Below are 14,667 nucleotides of genomic sequence, written 5' to 3' on the forward strand. Positions count from 1 at the left end.
CTTACCCCTTCTTACTGGCTTTGGCGGAGGCAGCGGCTTTTGCGGCCTGGATACCGATCAACAGGACGTATGCCGAGAAGATGATGGCGATCGCGTCGTACACCCCGAGGAAGGCGAGGAATTCACGAACGTTGGTCGGGAAGCTCGCCATCTGCCCCAGCAGCTTGGCTTCCAGGGCGTTGATGATGGGTTTCACGGCAATGGTGGAAACGGCAAACACACCCACAGCCGCGGCGATGCGCGGAAGCAGCGCGCCTATTGCTGATCCGATAGCTGAAACAAGGACTGGCCACATAGTTGGGTCCCCTAGATAGCTCGTGAAACGATGCGAGCCGCACCGAGATATGCCATCGCAATGACGGCATACCGGAGCAGCGCGAGATAAGGACAGGCTTTGGAGATAGGCAGCACAAAGCGCTTGCCCATGACGGTGAATTCTTCGTCGGGCAGACAACTGCCTTGGCGGGATCCGCTGCCTACGCCCTGGTTGAAGTCGCTCATAAGGCCAGCAACGTCCGTGCTGAACTCCTGCTGAATGACTTCCTGATCGGCAATTGCCTTGGCCTTCTGGTCGGCAAGCTTCTTCAAGTCAGCCTCAGTCGGGCCAGCCAGCATGGCGCAGCGGTTGCTCCAGGACTGATTCAGAATTGAGCACTGAAAGACATCGCCATCGCAGGTCGGCGCTACCTTGCAGTCGTTGGAGTGGTTGGCAGAGTTGCCGTCCTCATCAGTGCCACCGCCGTTGGTAGGTGGTTCTGTACCGTTACCACCAGAGCCGTCGCCATCACCGCCACCGGTTCCACCATCGCCGTCACCATCGGAACCACCATCACTTCCGCCGTCATTGCCGCCACCGCCACCCCCGCCGCCACCACCGGAACCATCATCACCACCGCCTGGATTGGTCGGGTCTGTGGGATCTGTGGGGTCGGTCGGATCAGTCGGGTTTTTAAAGCAGGTGTTGCCGGACACGGACCAGCCAGATGGGCACAGCGGCGGTGGTGGTTCGTCAGGATCCGGCGGGGGGTTCAGCGGGCTACCGGATTGCGCGAGCTGGTAGTTCTCGGCCGAGCAGCTTTGTCCGGTGCCTTTGATGACGTAGTTGCAATAGCCCTGAGTCGGATCTGCCGCGGAGATATAGCAGCCGCTTGAGCGTGTTTCGCCCTGGACGCCGGAGTAAGAGCACGAGTTATAACAAACGCCGGTCGGCGGTTGAGAGGCGACGATCTTGGACCCGTCGCCACCGGTGATAATTGGAGAATCTGCGCCGCGCGCGGGGAATAGGTCGCCTTCTTTACAATCGTTTGGAGGTGGCTCGTCAGGGGGATTACATTCTTTAGTATCCGGATCTTCCACCTGATCAGCGGGGCAACCTGCAAATAACTTAGCCGTCATTGAGCCGGTTTGGTAATACTCGCCATTACGGTTATACCTGCACTGGCCAGACGCAGGTGGAGTAACCATGACAAACGTAACGCTTGCAGATTCCGCATTCGCGACCCAGCTAAGATGGGCTAGACGATCCTCACAGGCGGACTGAGGATTATCAAAATAATTAGCCCCATATCCTGACCAGCGGTAATAATCAGCGTAAACGCTAGAGCTATATGCGACCAAAAAACACAGTCCAAAGAGCAACCGCCGTAGTAATAATAAGATATTCATTCTAACTGAGCCCCGTTATCCATTCCCCCGAACGAAAAGGGCCCGGAAGTCCGAGCCCTAACTTATCGCGGTGCAGAATTACAGCGCGCTACGAACGTACTTGAACACGCGAACGACGATGACGATGGACAGCGCCGCAGTACACACGGCGGTGATAGTCACGACAGCAGCGCCAAGGGTGCTGGTTACGTCGGTAACGTCGATATCGATCGGTGCAGCACTTGCGGCACTTGCCGCAAGGGCCATACCGGCAGCAACACCGGCTTTCACTGGAGCCGAGCGGGAGAAACGTTGCAGCGATTGGGTGAGCATCTGTTTCATGGGTGTTTCCTCATTTAGTTTTCGATGGCTTTTTTGATCTGGTAGAACACGAAGAACAGAGCCCAATAGAACAAGCCCCAGTAGATCCCCTGTCCGACCAGTTCCGAGGCTTTTACCGGGTCCGCCGCTGGCGTTACCTGCAAGGTCTCAGAACACGTCACCCGGTTGGCCTCGGTCTCCAGTTGCGCTATGCCTGGGCAATAGAAGTTCGTGGCCATAGGGGCTTACTCGGCTTGTTGCGGGTCGTTGACGACCTCGCTGGCGGCCAAGCAATCGGGGCAGGTGGCGTGCGCCGGCGCTAGGTTGAGATCGGGCAGCAGGTCTGCCTGGGGCGCAGGCAGGCCGAGAAGCTGGCCCATGCAGCAGCCGCAGTAGTCGCAGTACACCCGGTCACCATTGAGCACGGCGCAGCCCTCCCGCTTAGTTGGTTTTAGCCGGATCGGCCGGTTTGTTCGGGGTCGGCTGCACGGCCGCACGGTTCGGCTCGGTGCCGTTGCGTGGCTTCACGGCTTCCAGTTGCAGGGCTAGGTTCTTGCCCTTGTTCTGGCCACCACGGGCAATCTCGAAGTGGATGCGCACCAGTTGCAGCGGCTCGAACTGGGCACCGGCTGCGAAGATTTCATCGGCTACTTCGTCTGCTGCTGCCATGCCGATGATGGAAAGGCCGTGTTCGGTCTTGCCGTCTGGTTCGTCGCCGTAGAAAACCTTGATGTACTTCTGGCCCGCTTCACCGTCGAAGCGTTGAGTGCCGAGAAATGCAACTTCCATAGTCGAACGTGCCATCTGTGTTTCCTCTCTTTAGTTGCGCTTAATTGCGCTGCTTTGCTTTCTGCAGGCCGAGCGATCCCGAGCAGACGAACTTCTAAAATTCGCCACTGCTGGTTTGTTACTGGGCCTACTGGTTAAAACTTCGCGTTGCGGTTGCCTGTTAGTTGGTTAACACCAAGGGCTTTGCCCTTGTCATCCCACTCTTGCCGCCGAGGGCTCAGGAGCGCGGGGAGAAAAGCATTCCCCACACTCCCGAGCGGAGGCTGTTTCGGTTCGTGCCGGGTCAAGGGTGCGCTCCGCCCGTGCTTCCGTTCGCCGGATCGGTGAAGCGTGATCCGACGAGCCGGGAGCGCGGCCCTGGACCTGTTCGGCCTCTGTGCCGTTTGTTGTCGCGGGAGCGCTGTCGGGCTTGCCTCCGTCGCGGTGCTCGCTGATCTTCATTGCTAACCAGGGGAAGCCGAAGATCACCACCGCGAGCAAGGCGAGAGGCAGATAGACGCGCCAGAAGAAGTCAGCGTGTGGTTCTTGATTAGCCACGGCTCAGGCCTCCAGCTCGAAGGGTTCGTGAATTGGCACGTAGGGCGTGGGTTTGCCGGTGTCGAGCACAACGCTCCAATACTTCGGCGGTCGGTCGGGTGGCATGTGTTTCTCGCAGGTAGAGGCCGGTATCACCGCCCATTCCGAGGCGAGGACTGTCCAGACACCAGCGATCTTGCCCATCCTTGTTGTGCGAATCGGCTGCACAGAGGCGGGGCGGCATTGGGCGCAGGGTGTGGACCGGGAGCGAGCGGGTTTCGCCACTTCGCGTCGGGACCAGCAGACAGAGCAGGCGCAATCCTCGGGGTGCGGCAGGCGCAGGTAGTTCGACAGACTCATACGTCATCCCCTGGGCTGGCTTTCCGTAGGCGGCGCGGATCATGCCGACCACTCCTTTTCCATGAGCTGCTGGGTCAGTAGCGCCACGTTGACCATCACGTACTTGCCGACCTTGTGCGACGGGATGTAGCCGTTGCGAATCCAGCCCCACACCACGTCATGCTCATTGCCCATGCGAATCCAATCCGCGAACTCGCGCCAAGGCATCACCGGGGGCGGGCTGAGCAAGTCTTTAAGCGAGAGGTTGATTCCTTCCATGTCCTTGGCCTTTGTTGCACTATGTTGGTCTTTATTAGCAAAGCTAATATCTGCGTAACATTTACTCTTGCGTAAAAGTTACACCTAATCAGATCATGCGTAAATGTTACGCATCATGAATTGTTCCTATATGGATTCAGTCCGAGATAGAGCGCTTCGATTGATACGGGTTGTCGGTCCGAAGCGGTTGAGCGAGAAGGGCGGCAAAAACTACGACCGCTGGCGCAACATCAGCAGCGAGAAAATCCGTATTGGAACGGAGGAGATCGGCATCCTCGCAGACTCGTTTCCCGAGTACGCCCTTTGGCTCGTCAGCGGCCGGATTGAGCCCGAACATGGTCACCGAAGCCCGGAATTCGACGAGGCCAACCGAAACTTGCCCAGTCAGAGCGCGGGATAGCGATCACAACGGAAGTGACTAGGCGCTGGTACGCCCGAACGACAGGGAGAGGTTAGGTATGAAGGCTGATTGGAACGACGCCCCGGAATACATCACAAGGCACCCACGCAAAAGCCGAACGCTAGCGAAGCTGATCCCTGGTCTGATCGGCACCGTTATTACGCTAGCGGTTCTCCAGATGGCAGGCTCAGCGTTCCTCCAGGGCACCGCACAGCGCATTGCCGAAAAGCGCATTCAGCCTAAGCCAGCCCCTGCCGCTGAAATTAGCCAAGCAGAGCCAGAGTCCCTTAAAGACTGGGATAAAATTGTAGATGAAGTAGCAACGCAGGGTGCAAATCCTCAACTTCAATCCTCCTCGCGGCAAGCCCGCACCGTGGATTTGCAGCCCAGTAAGCAGACGATTTTTTCCGACTCCAACTATGTGCCCCGGGGAGCTGACAACGTTGTCACTTACAAGGAGCCGTCTAAGCTAGTAGAGCTTACCGAGCCCGTCGCAAAAAGAGAGATTACAATTGTTGGTCAAAAATCGAGCATGAAGGACCGCGCATGTTGGCCGCACAAAGAAGGATCTTTAGCGCGGCGAAACTGCCGGTCAAATATTGGATTGAATTTCCGAGACTGAATCCGTGAAAACAAAAAAGCCCTAATTGAGTGCCAATTAGAGCTTGAGAGAGTCGTGCAAATTTTCAGGAAAAGCTTATAAGTCCTCAGACCTATCTATGTTCTTTCTAAGTTCCACAAAGTTGACAGATGGCAGCATGACAGGTGAATAGCCACAGTTAAGCGTGAGGTTGGAGATAAAGGCTCTCAGAAACGGATACGCGATAGCCGGAGCGTTGACGTAAGGGAAGTTACCTTTTCTAAAGGTCTCGTCCATTTCGCGATCTGTATGGAATTCAGATTCGTATACAACATGAATTGTCTTTTGTTCTTCGGTTATTAAAGTTAGATCGAACGTTACATAAAAACAGTCAGTGTCAAAGCTAACGTCCACACTAAATCTAGCTTTCCCTGCTCCAGGGGTTTGCTTCTGATCATCGATATCTTCTGCTGCATCGAAATCGGTGATCAGTAGTTTTAAAACCTTAGTGTCCGTAATATTAATCTTCATTACGCAGCCAATTCCAAAATGGATTCGCCAGCGTATTCGTCATCATTTGCGCAATCAAAGTAGCCCGGCTGAATTGCATCGAAATACGCTTTAAACGTTTTATGAAATGACTCAGTGTTAACTACATAGCTATTTAGGTTGCTCTCAATATAAGTTAGGAAATCTTCTATTGAGGGGCCTGTCTGGCAATAAGAATCCAAACGCTCCATGGTTTCTTCATGCGTATAGGAGTCGAGCCTTTTTTCTAGCAAAGCAAAATATTCTTCAGTGTTCATGCTATTGCTCCAGTCACTTACCGTCCATGAAATGTTTTGGATAGACAAATCTTCTGAATGTGACGGTCTCATCTTTATAAGCTGGATAGACGCACATTTGATGCCTTTCCCCAAGCAAAAGTTCCTCGAACCCGCGAGCTTCGCTTGTCTGTTTCCGCGATCTAACAAAAGGAACAGCGCTTGTTCCTTTAGCAACATCCTTAGCTTTTATCGCCCAGTAACGAAATATCATTTCGGATCCGGGTTTTTCTCTTTCCTCAAGAAGCCACGAAACGACTGAGGAAACACAGAGTTTATTTCCAAATCGCGAAGAAAACCTTTTAATAATATTTGCAAAGAGAATCTGATCATTAACAGAACCGACCAGGTCTAAAAGGTTTTCTCTATGAATAGAAATGTTGAATTCAGAAACAACATTTTCTTCATCTTTACGCCATCTCCTGGCCCAGTGATCGCTATCGGTCCAGAAATAATAGCCTTGTCCAAGCCATTGGTTATGTGGGCGGCTTAAAAAAGGCACTTTCTCTTTTAGTTCATCTTTGGAGCCTTGTGCTCTACAAGAATGATAACCAAGTACCTCATAATTCATAGATGCATATTCCGTTGCACCGGCTAGGAAGCCGGCGGAGTATAGCATGTGCTATACCGCTATTACAATAGCGAAGTTAACTCTAACTACCTGTATAGCAGGTATTACAATACATACACTTGAATATTAAATAGCGAGGCAACTTAAAGTTAGCAAACGTAATGGATGAAGTGTCGAAAAGTGTCGAAAAAAATAGCCACCAATGACCAAAAATGACCAATGTTAGCTGTACCTTACGCAACGATAGCCTGTATTGGCGCGCGTATGCTAGTAACGGGCTTATCAAAAACAGGATTTGAAGCCCGGCCGCACCACCGGGTGCGATTGCCTTCCAGAAGTGGCAAGACCGGCATTTGGCGCCGGTCAGTGTGCGAGCAGCCTACCTGAGCTCGACCTCCGAGGCCAAGGCGCTGTCGGGGCGGATTTTGCGTTCGTTGCCGAAGCGTCGGGTCAGGCCGATGCGGTCGAAGTGTTCGAGCAGTTGGATGCTGCGTTTGCGGCCGAGCTGGATCTGGTCGCGGAAGGCGGCGGCGCGGATCACGCCGGCCTGGCGTTCCATATCCAGTATCTGGTTGGCCAGTTGGCGGATGGTTGAGTCGGGGTAGAACAGGTCCTTGACCACTTGTTGCAGCTCGCCGATGCGGGACAGTTTGCGCAGCAGGTGGCGAACCCGGTCTTCCTCGATGTCCAGCGCGCCGGCCAGGTCGCGCACCCAAGGCGGGTTGAAGCGGGCCGATTCGAGCAACGGCCAGAGCCGGGCTTTCAGGGCTTCCTCTTCTTCGCTCAGGCGCACCCGGTGTCCCGGCAGGTGCAGCCAGGGGCCGCTGGCTTCGATCTTGCCTGCCGCCAGGGCTTGCTCGAGCAGGGCGAGGTAAACAGGTCGCTCGAGCTGCGGCAGCGCATAGCGGCGCAGGCGGTCGCGGTCCGGTCCGAGTTCATCCGGTTGTGTTTCGTGGAAGCGTTGGAGCGCTGCGACCAGGCTCTGTTCGAGGTAGTCCCAGGTGCCGCGGTCGAACAGCCTTGGGCCTAGCCGCGTGTTGATCTCCACCGCCTCCTCCGGCAGACGCCAGGTCTGCCGTGGCCGGTTGAACTGACGCTCCAGCGAGGCCGGTTCCAGGCCGTTGATGGCGCTGGGTAGCAGCGCCGGCAGGATATCTTCGAGGGTTTCGCCGGACAGCGCGCGCAAGACTGCCAGCCGTGCCTGGCGGTGCCGGTTGCGCGGCGGGGCGAAGGGGTCGAGCACTCGGCCGCCACCGAGGGTGCGCTGCGCGGACTGGTCACGCAGCACCACGCGGTCGCCGTGAACCGCGTGGGCCGGTGCGTTAAGCAGCAGCTGTGCGTGTACGTGGCCGCCGGGCGCGAGGCATTCGCCTTCCAGCAGGGCGATCCGGCCGGTGACGTCCTGGGCGCCGAGATGGATATGCACCGGGGTCCAGTGCCGCAACTCGCGCGCTTCACCGGGCAACAGGGTGAATTCGATGTCGATGCGTCGGGTGGGGGCCTGCAGTTCGGGATTCAGCAGCCAGTCGCCGCGGTTGATCTGCTCGACCGCCAGGCGATAACCCGCCAGGTTCAGGGCGACCCGCTGGCCGGCGTGCGCCTCTTGTGCCGCCTGGTTCTGGGCGTGCAGCCCGCGTACCCGCACGGTTCGGCCGGCGGGGCTCAGCGCCAGTTCGTCACCTACCTGAACGCGGCCCGCGAAGGCCGTGCCGGTCACCACGACGCCGGCGCCGGTGACGCTGAAGGTCCGGTCGATGGCGAGGCGGAAATGGCCGTCTTCGCTGCGCGCGCGTACGTCGGCGGCCTGTGCGATCAGCGCGGCACGAAGCGCATCGATGCCTTCGCCGGTAATGCTGGATACCGGGAAGATCGGCGCTCCGGCCAGCGGACCGGCTTGCAGCAGTGCTTCGACCTGCTGGCGTACTTCGGCGACGCGCGGCGCTTCGACGCGGTCGATCTTGGTCAGCGCCACCAGTGCGCGACGAATGCCGAGCAGCTCGACGATAGCCAGGTGCTCGCGGGTCTGCGGCATCACCCCGTCATCGGCGGCGATCACCAGCAGTACGCAGTCGACGCCGCAGGCACCGGCCAGCATGTTGTGCACGAAGCGCTCATGGCCGGGCACGTCGATGAATCCGGTGAGGTCGGACTCGCCCAGCGAGGCGTAGAGATAGCCGAGATCGATGGTGATGCCGCGCAGGCGCTCTTCGCGGCGACGGTCGCCTTCCTGCCCGGTCAGTGCCTTGAGCAGCGCGGTCTTGCCATGGTCGATATGGCCGGCGGTGCCGATGATCATGACGCCAGCTCCTGCTGCAGATGTGGCAGTTGTTCCAGCAGTGCCGGCTCGTCGTCCAGCTGGCGCAGGTCGAGCCAGAGCGCGTCGTCGGCGACGCGGCCCAGAATCGGAATCGGCAGGCAGCGCAGCGCTTCTTCCAGCTGACGCAGGCTGCGGCCACGCAGACGCCTGGGCTGCTGTGGGCGGATGCACAGCGCGGCGCTGGGCAGGCGGGCCACCGGCTGAGCGCCGCTGCCGATCATGCCCAGGGCATCGCACACGGTGACCTGCCAGTGTTCACCAAGCGCGGAAACCAATGCTGGTGCGAGCCGTTCGGCCTGGGCGCGAATCTCTACCTGCGGGCGGCTCAGCAGGCGCAGGCTGGTCAGGCGCTCACCGAGGCGATCGGGGTCGCGGTAGAGATTGAGCACGGCTTCGAGCGCCGCCAGGGTCAGTTTGTCGACACGCAGCGCGCGCTTGAGCGGGTTCTTCTTGATCTTCTGGATCAGCTCGCGACGCCCGACGATCAGCCCTGCCTGTGGCCCGCCAAGCAGCTTGTCGCCGCTGAAGGTGACGATGTCGGCGCCATCACGCAGCGCCTCCTGCACAGTCGGCTCTTTCGGCAGGCCCCAGCGCGACAGGTCTACGAGGCTGCCGCTGCCCAGGTCTTCGAGCAGCGGCAGGCCGTGGACGCGGGCGATGGCCGCCAGTTCGGCCGTGGCGACGCTGCTGGTGAAGCCTTGCACACTGTAGTTGCTGGTATGCACGCGCATCAGCAAGCCGCTGCGTGGGTTGATGGCGTTTTTATAGTCGCGCGCATGGGTGCGATTGGTAGTGCCGACCTCGTGCAGCTTCACACCCGCGCGGGCCATGATGTCGGGGATGCGAAAGGCGCCGCCGATCTCGATCAGCTCGCCGCGCGAGATGATGCCTTCCTTGCGTGCGCCGAGGCTGCTCAGCGCCAGCAGCACGGCAGCGGCGTTGTTGTTGACCACGGTGACGGCTTCGGCACCGGTCAGTTCGCGGATCAACCCTTCGATCAGATCGTCACGGTCGCCGCGCTTGCCGCTGGCCAGGTCGAATTCCAGATTCAGCGGATAACGCGCCGCCAGGGTGATCGCTTCGATGGCTTCATCCGGTAGCAGGGCGCGGCCGAGGTTGGTATGCAACACGGTACCGGTGAGGTTGAACACGCGGCGTACGCGGCTGCGATGCTGGTTGGCCAGGCGCTCACCGGCGCGGCCGGCGAGTACCGCTTCGGACAGTTCCAGCGCCGCGAGTTGGCCCTGGCGGACCGGTTCGCGCAGCTCGTCGAGCAGGTCGCGCAGGGTGCCCAGCAGCGCTTCGCGTCCATAACGCTGGTGCAGCGGCTCGCAGGCGGGTGCGCGGAGCAGGCGGTCGACCGAAGGCAGGCGAATACTGCTCATAGCTGACGATCCGGATGGCGATTCGGTGAGGGCAGGGCGATGGGTGCGCGAGCCGTGCTGGTGGCGCTGAACCCGGTTGCGACGTTGCCTGGCACGCAGGACTCCAATCATTTTTCTGCTTCGCGATCAGCATAGACGCTCATTTCTTCGCAGGGTTCAGCTCGGCGGGTGGTAACGGGTGGCGCGGGGAGATTTGACCTAACGCCGGCCTGTAGGTGGGTAGGTCCGGTCTTCAGGCTGTTCTGGAGGCGCTGATGATCGCTCCGGTCGATCACGAATTACAGAAACGACAAACCCGGGCAAGCCCGGGTTTGTAGGGGACCGCTACGTGGGTCAGGCGTTCTGGCGGATGCCGGCGACCAGCCAGGGCTGGTTCTCGCCCTGCGCACGCTCCATGCGCCAGCTTTCGCTGAACGGCTCGCCCTGGTCGAAGCGCGAGTTCTTCGAGACGCCGACGAAGGTCAGGGTGGCGATGGTCTTGTCGGCCTGGTCGTCCACGCCGTCGAGCTGGATGTCCAGGTTGTCGATGTAGGTCGACTGGTAGGCGTCGCCAATCTCGGCGCGTTCGCGCTTGAGGAATTCGAACAGCTGCGGGGTGACGAACTCGGCGATCTTGTCCATCTCGTTGGCGTCCCAGTGCTGCTGCAAGGACATGAAATGCTCGCGCGCCGCGGCGACGAAGCTCTGCTCGTTGAACCAGGCAGGTGCATTGATCACGGCCGCGGCGACCGGGGCGGCGCTGCTGCCACCGAAGATCGAGTTCTGCGCCGGCATTTCGCGCTGTAGCGGAGCGTTCCCATGCCCGTGTCCGGCCATGGCCGGCTGTTGCTGCTGGCGACGGCGGGCGGCAAGGAAGCGGAACAGCAGGAAGGCGATACCGCCGAAGATCAGGATATCCATGAACTGGAGACCTTCGAAGCCGTCACCCATGAACATCGAGGCGAGCAGGCCACCGGCTGCGAGGCCGGCCAATGGGCCGAGCCAGCGCGAGGCACCGCTGGTGGCGGCTGGCGTCTGGCGGCCTGCCTGAGTCGGGGTGGCCTGGGTCTGCTGGGGCGCCTGGCGAGTTTGATGGCTGGGCGCCGAGCCAAAGCTCTTGCCGCCGCCGAAACGCTTGGCGTTGGCATCGAGGCTGAGGGTCAGGCCGATACACAGCGCCATGAAAATGCTGAGCACACGTTGCATTTGGTAGTCCTGGTCGGATGAAGATACGGAGCAGATGGTGCACGCCCCGGTCGGGGCGCGCCAGTTGCAGAGTGTTTCGGGCTTTTGCGTCGCTGCGCTCGCCGGGGTGAACGGCAAGCGCAGCGTGGTGCGAGGTTAACGCCAGTTGTACAGCTCTTTCTCGGAGATCTCGTGCATCGGGGTGACCTGCGCCTGGAATGCCTTCATCGAGGCCCAGATGCGCCCGTTCAGCTCGCTCTGCGCGGCCAGATCGCCGAGCACCTTGTCGGACTGTTCGCGCATGGCGGCAAGCACTTCGTCGGGGAAGCGCTTGAGCTGGGTGCCCTGTTGCTTGAGCTGCTCGAGGGCCATGGCGTTGTTGTAGACGTAATCGTCGACCATGTCGCGGCTGGCGGCCAGCGCCGCTTCGGTGAGGATGGCGCGCAGGTCGTCCGGCAGGCTGTCGAGGGCCTTCTGGTTGACCAGCAGTTCCAGCACCGCCTGCGGCTCCTGCCAGCCCGGGTAGTAGTAGTACTTGGCGGCCTTGTGCAGACCGAAGGCCAGGTCGTTGTACGGGCTGACCCAGTCGGTGGCATCGATGGCGCCGGTCTGCAGCGCGGTGAACACTTCACCGCCCGGCATGTTGACGGTGGTCGCACCGAGACGGGTCAGCACTTCGCCGCCCAGGCCGGGGGTGCGGATCTTCAGGCCCTTAAGGTCGTCCAGCGAGTTGATTTCCTTGTTGAACCAGCCGCCCATCTGCATGCCGGTATTGCCGACCACCATGGGTTTGACGCCGTAGGGCGCGTAGGCTTCGTCCCAGAACTTCTGGCCGCCGCCGCGGGTCAGCCAGGCGTTCATCTCGCTGGTCGACAGGCCGAACGGTACCGAAGTGAAGAACTGCGCGGTGGGCACCTTGCCCTTCCAGTAATACGCGGCGCCGTGGCCTAGCTCGGCGGTGCCGCGCGAGACGGCGTCGAACACTTCAAGAGCCGGAACCAGCTCGCCGGCGGCGTAGACCTTGATAGTCAGGCGGCCGTCGCTCATGGCATTGACGCGATCGGCCAGCCGCTGGGCCGCCGTGCCCAGGCCCGGATAATTCTTCGGCCAGGCGGTAACCATCTTCCAGTTGAAGGTTTGCGGCGCTTCGCTGGCAGCGGCGGCCTTCGGCTCGGGGGTGGGTTCGACCTTCTTTTCGTCTTTACAGCCGAGGAGGCTGAGCGACGCAAGCACGGCAGCGGCAACACCAAACAAGTGACGACGTTTCATGAATGGCAATTTCCTTAGGCGATTTTATTAGTATGGGTACAGGTTGACGTAAACGTCATAGCGCTTCCAGTTTGGCATAACTGAGCATCAACCACTTGCTTCCTTCACTCTCGAAATTCACCTGCACGCGGGCCTGGGCGCCGGAGCCTTCGAAATTGAGAATGGTGCCCTCGCCGAACAGCGAGTGGCGAACGCGTTGCCCTAGGTTGAAGGGTGTTTCCGGCACATTGGCGCCGTCGAACAGCGAGCCGCCGCCCATGCCGCGGGTGTTGAAGCTGCGGCTGACGGTATTGCTCAGGCGCACTTCGCTGATCAGCGCCGGCGGCAGTTCGCGCACGAAGCGCGAGACCTTGTTGTAGGTCTCGCTACCGTACAGCCGGCGGGTCTCGGCGTAGGTGATGATCAGCTGTTGCATGGCGCGGGTGATGCCGACGTAGGCCAGCCGTCGCTCTTCTTCGAGGCGACCGGGCTCTTCCAGGCTCATCTTGTGCGGGAACAGCCCTTCCTCCATGCCGACCAGGAACACCAGCGGGAACTCCAGGCCCTTGGCGCTGTGCAGCGTCATCAGTTGCACGCTGTCCTCGTGGTCACCGGCCTGCTGCTCGCCGGCCTCCAGCGAGGCGTGGTCGAGGAAGGCGGCCAGCGGGGTCTGCTCGTCCTCTTCGTCTTCGCTGTAGTTGTCGAAGGCGCGCGCGGCGGAGACCAGTTCCTCGAGGTTTTCCACCCGTGCCTGGGCTTTTTCGCCTTTCTCGTCGCGGTGATAGGCGAGCAGGCCGGACTGTTCGATGACCAGCTGCGCCATGTTGTGCAGCTGCATGCCTTCGACTTTCAGGGCGAGGGTATCGATCAGTTCGACGAAGCCATTCAGCGCGCTGGCGGCGCGGCCTGAAACCACCTTGGTGCCGACCGCCTGATGCAGTGCGGCCCACATCGAGGTGCTTTCCTGACGGGCCAGTTGCCGCAGGCACTCGACGGTCTTCTCGCCGATGCCGCGCGCCGGCACGTTGATCACCCGCTCCAGCGCGGCATCGTTGTCGCGGGTCTGGATCAGGCGCAGGTAGGCCATGGCGTTCTTGATCTCGGCGCGCTCGAAGAAGCGCTGGCCGCCGTAGATCCGGTAGGGGATTCGCTCGCGCAGCAGGGCTTCTTCGAGCACCCGCGACTGGGCGTTGGAGCGGTAGAGAATGGCGATCTCGCTGCGTGCCAGCCCTTCCTTGCGGATCGCGCTCTCGATGCTCTCGACCACGTAGCGGGCTTCGTCGTGTTCGTTGAAGGCGGCATACAGGCTGATCGGCTCGCCCTCGCAGCCCTCGGTCCAGAGCTCCTTGCCGAGGCGGCCCTGGTTGTTGGCGATCAGCGCGTTGGCGGCCTTGAGGATGCACGCGGTGGAGCGGTAGTTCTGCTCCAGGCGGATGGTTTCGGCATCCGGGAAGTCTTCGCTGAACTGGTGCAGGTTCTCCACCCGCGCGCCGCGCCAGCCGTAGATCGACTGGTCGTCATCGCCCACCACCATCAGGCTGTCGCCGCCCTTGGCCAGCAGGCGCAGCCAGGCGTACTGAACGGCGTTGGTGTCCTGGAACTCGTCCACCAGGATATGGCGGAAGCGCCGCTGGTAATGATCGAGCAGGCCCGGGTTGTCGCGCCACAGGTCCAGTGCGCGCAGCAAAAGCTCGGAGAAGTCGATCACCCCGGCGCGCGCGCAGGCCTCTTCGTAGGCCTGGTAGATGCTCAGCATGGTCGTCAGGAACAGGTCGCCGCTGGGCTGGATGTGCCTGGGCCGCAGGCCTTCGTCCTTCTGCCCGTTGATCCACCACTGGGCCTGGCGCGCCGGCCAGCGCTGCTCATCGAGGCCGAGCTCACGGATCACCCGCTTGACCAGCCGCTGCTGGTCGTCGGAATCGAGGATCTGGAAGTTCTGCGCCAGCTTGGCTTCCTGCCAGTGCGCACGCAGCAGGCGATGCGCCAGACCGTGGAAGGTGCCGACCCACATGCCCTGCGGGTTGACCTTCATCAGTTGCTCGATGCGCTGACGCATCTCGGCGGCGGCCTTGTTGGTGAAGGTCACCGACAGGATCGAGTGCAAGGAAGCCCGTTCGACCTGGTGCAGCCAGGCGATGCGATGCACCAGCACGCGGGTCTTGCCCGAGCCGGCACCGGCGAGGACCAGATGACGACCCAGCGGCGCGGCCACGGCCTGGCGCTGGGCATCGTTGAGGGAGTTCAGAAGGAGAGAGAGATCATCATGCATGGCGCCATTCTAGCCGGAAAC

The 14,667-nt window shown here is 60.3% G+C and carries 18 protein-coding genes; 2 read left to right on the forward strand and 16 right to left on the reverse strand.

Features of this window, described 5'->3' with window-relative positions; genetic code table 11:
• Position 1 precedes the first annotated feature (1 nt).
• The 8 genes from KCX70_RS01135 to KCX70_RS01170 all read right to left on the reverse strand — a co-directional run bounded on the left by KCX70_RS01135 (position 2) and on the right by KCX70_RS01170 (position 3,888).
• A complete protein-coding gene (locus KCX70_RS01135; protein WP_165788530.1) occupies positions 2-295 on the reverse strand; it encodes a DUF2523 family protein in 294 nt (97 codons plus the stop codon).
• 11 nt (positions 296-306) lie between these two features.
• Positions 307-1,665, reverse strand: coding sequence for a virulence factor TspB C-terminal domain-related protein (locus KCX70_RS01140; RefSeq protein WP_212619028.1), 1,359 nt, complete (start codon positions 1,663-1,665; stop codon positions 307-309).
• Positions 1,666-1,743: 78 nt separating this feature from the next.
• Positions 1,744-1,986: a major capsid protein gene (locus KCX70_RS01145; protein ID WP_102846336.1), complete on the reverse strand. Its 243-nt coding sequence runs from the start codon at positions 1,984-1,986 to the stop codon at positions 1,744-1,746.
• A 14-nt stretch (positions 1,987-2,000) separates the two neighbouring features.
• Complete coding sequence (locus KCX70_RS01150; RefSeq protein ID WP_212619029.1) at positions 2,001-2,204, reverse strand: hypothetical protein; 204 nt, start codon at positions 2,202-2,204, stop codon at positions 2,001-2,003.
• Between the two features lie 6 nt (positions 2,205-2,210).
• Positions 2,211-2,390: a hypothetical protein gene (locus tag KCX70_RS01155; RefSeq protein WP_102846338.1), complete on the reverse strand. Its 180-nt coding sequence runs from the start codon at positions 2,388-2,390 to the stop codon at positions 2,211-2,213.
• 16 nt (positions 2,391-2,406) lie between these two features.
• On the reverse strand, positions 2,407-2,769 hold the full coding sequence (locus tag KCX70_RS01160; RefSeq protein WP_212619030.1) for a hypothetical protein: 363 nt from the start codon (positions 2,767-2,769) through the stop codon (positions 2,407-2,409).
• A gap of 525 nt (positions 2,770-3,294) precedes the next feature.
• A complete protein-coding gene (pflM, locus tag KCX70_RS01165) occupies positions 3,295-3,630 on the reverse strand; it encodes a lysogeny maintenance protein PflM (RefSeq protein WP_212619031.1) in 336 nt (111 codons plus the stop codon).
• 39 nt (positions 3,631-3,669) lie between these two features.
• Positions 3,670-3,888, reverse strand: a complete 219-nt coding sequence (locus KCX70_RS01170) for a DNA-binding protein (RefSeq protein WP_168422508.1) — start codon at positions 3,886-3,888, stop codon at positions 3,670-3,672.
• Between the two features lie 115 nt (positions 3,889-4,003).
• Here KCX70_RS01170 and KCX70_RS01175 point away from each other — a divergent pair, with 115 nt between their 5' ends.
• Together KCX70_RS01175 and KCX70_RS01180 are read left to right on the forward strand one after the other, a co-directional pair.
• Positions 4,004-4,288, forward strand: coding sequence for a DNA-binding protein (locus KCX70_RS01175; RefSeq protein ID WP_249121689.1), 285 nt, complete (start codon positions 4,004-4,006; stop codon positions 4,286-4,288).
• A 58-nt stretch (positions 4,289-4,346) separates the two neighbouring features.
• Positions 4,347-4,910: a hypothetical protein gene (locus KCX70_RS01180; protein WP_212620414.1), complete on the forward strand. Its 564-nt coding sequence runs from the start codon at positions 4,347-4,349 to the stop codon at positions 4,908-4,910.
• A 75-nt stretch (positions 4,911-4,985) separates the two neighbouring features.
• Here the strand turns inward: KCX70_RS01180 and KCX70_RS01185 are convergent, their stop codons facing one another.
• The 8 genes from KCX70_RS01185 to uvrD form a co-directional block, all read right to left on the reverse strand.
• The gene (locus KCX70_RS01185) at positions 4,986-5,399 is read right to left on the reverse strand and encodes a protein-export chaperone SecB (RefSeq protein ID WP_212619032.1); all 414 of its coding nucleotides are present in this window, start codon (positions 5,397-5,399) and stop codon (positions 4,986-4,988) included.
• The gene (locus KCX70_RS01190; RefSeq protein WP_212619033.1) at positions 5,399-5,674 is read right to left on the reverse strand and encodes a hypothetical protein; all 276 of its coding nucleotides are present in this window, start codon (positions 5,672-5,674) and stop codon (positions 5,399-5,401) included. The genes KCX70_RS01185 and KCX70_RS01190 overlap by 1 nt, the downstream gene beginning before the upstream one ends.
• Before the next feature lie 13 nt (positions 5,675-5,687).
• Positions 5,688-6,263 carry a hypothetical protein gene (locus KCX70_RS01195; RefSeq protein ID WP_212619034.1) on the reverse strand — a complete coding sequence of 192 codons (576 nt, stop codon included), beginning with the start codon at positions 6,261-6,263 and terminating at the stop codon, positions 5,688-5,690.
• Between the two features lie 379 nt (positions 6,264-6,642).
• Positions 6,643-8,559, reverse strand: a complete 1,917-nt coding sequence (selB, locus tag KCX70_RS01200) for a selenocysteine-specific translation elongation factor (RefSeq protein WP_212619035.1) — start codon at positions 8,557-8,559, stop codon at positions 6,643-6,645.
• Positions 8,556-9,965, reverse strand: a complete 1,410-nt coding sequence (selA, locus tag KCX70_RS01205) for an L-seryl-tRNA(Sec) selenium transferase (protein WP_212619036.1) — start codon at positions 9,963-9,965, stop codon at positions 8,556-8,558. The genes selB and selA overlap by 4 nt, the downstream gene beginning before the upstream one ends.
• Positions 9,966-10,298: 333 nt before the next feature.
• Positions 10,299-11,150: a Tim44 domain-containing protein gene (locus tag KCX70_RS01210; protein WP_212619037.1), complete on the reverse strand. Its 852-nt coding sequence runs from the start codon at positions 11,148-11,150 to the stop codon at positions 10,299-10,301.
• A 135-nt stretch (positions 11,151-11,285) separates the two neighbouring features.
• A complete protein-coding gene (locus KCX70_RS01215) occupies positions 11,286-12,398 on the reverse strand; it encodes a TRAP transporter substrate-binding protein (protein ID WP_102851757.1) in 1,113 nt (370 codons plus the stop codon).
• A 55-nt stretch (positions 12,399-12,453) separates the two neighbouring features.
• A complete protein-coding gene (uvrD, locus tag KCX70_RS01220; protein ID WP_212619038.1) occupies positions 12,454-14,646 on the reverse strand; it encodes a DNA helicase II in 2,193 nt (730 codons plus the stop codon).
• Positions 14,647-14,667: the final 21 nt, after the last annotated feature.

The organism is Stutzerimonas stutzeri, from assembly GCF_018138085.1.
In the GTDB taxonomy this organism is placed as follows: domain Bacteria; phylum Pseudomonadota; class Gammaproteobacteria; order Pseudomonadales; family Pseudomonadaceae; genus Stutzerimonas; species Stutzerimonas stutzeri_AI.

Bases quoted from the DNA above. Each gene is read 5' to 3' on its own strand.
- KCX70_RS01135 (WP_165788530.1), bottom strand. From the start codon at position 295: ATGTGGCCAGTCCTTGTTTCAGCTATCGGATCAGCAATAGGCGCGCTG.
- KCX70_RS01140 (WP_212619028.1), bottom strand. From the start codon at position 1,665: ATGAATATCTTATTATTACTACGGCGGTTGCTCTTTGGACTGTGTTTT.
- KCX70_RS01145 (WP_102846336.1), bottom strand. From the start codon at position 1,986: ATGAAACAGATGCTCACCCAATCGCTGCAACGTTTCTCCCGCTCGGCT.
- KCX70_RS01150 (WP_212619029.1), bottom strand. From the start codon at position 2,204: ATGGCCACGAACTTCTATTGCCCAGGCATAGCGCAACTGGAGACCGAG.
- KCX70_RS01160 (WP_212619030.1), bottom strand. From the start codon at position 2,769: ATGGCACGTTCGACTATGGAAGTTGCATTTCTCGGCACTCAACGCTTC.
- pflM (WP_212619031.1), bottom strand. From the start codon at position 3,630: ATGAGTCTGTCGAACTACCTGCGCCTGCCGCACCCCGAGGATTGCGCC.
- KCX70_RS01170 (WP_168422508.1), bottom strand. From the start codon at position 3,888: ATGGAAGGAATCAACCTCTCGCTTAAAGACTTGCTCAGCCCGCCCCCG.
- KCX70_RS01175 (WP_249121689.1), top strand. From the start codon at position 4,004: ATGAATTGTTCCTATATGGATTCAGTCCGAGATAGAGCGCTTCGATTG.
- KCX70_RS01180 (WP_212620414.1), top strand. From the start codon at position 4,347: ATGAAGGCTGATTGGAACGACGCCCCGGAATACATCACAAGGCACCCA.
- KCX70_RS01185 (WP_212619032.1), bottom strand. From the start codon at position 5,399: ATGAAGATTAATATTACGGACACTAAGGTTTTAAAACTACTGATCACC.
- KCX70_RS01190 (WP_212619033.1), bottom strand. From the start codon at position 5,674: ATGAACACTGAAGAATATTTTGCTTTGCTAGAAAAAAGGCTCGACTCC.
- KCX70_RS01195 (WP_212619034.1), bottom strand. From the start codon at position 6,263: ATGAATTATGAGGTACTTGGTTATCATTCTTGTAGAGCACAAGGCTCC.
- selB (WP_212619035.1), bottom strand. From the start codon at position 8,559: ATGATCATCGGCACCGCCGGCCATATCGACCATGGCAAGACCGCGCTG.
- selA (WP_212619036.1), bottom strand. From the start codon at position 9,965: ATGAGCAGTATTCGCCTGCCTTCGGTCGACCGCCTGCTCCGCGCACCC.
- KCX70_RS01210 (WP_212619037.1), bottom strand. From the start codon at position 11,150: ATGCAACGTGTGCTCAGCATTTTCATGGCGCTGTGTATCGGCCTGACC.
- KCX70_RS01215 (WP_102851757.1), bottom strand. From the start codon at position 12,398: ATGAAACGTCGTCACTTGTTTGGTGTTGCCGCTGCCGTGCTTGCGTCG.
- uvrD (WP_212619038.1), bottom strand. From the start codon at position 14,646: ATGCATGATGATCTCTCTCTCCTTCTGAACTCCCTCAACGATGCCCAG.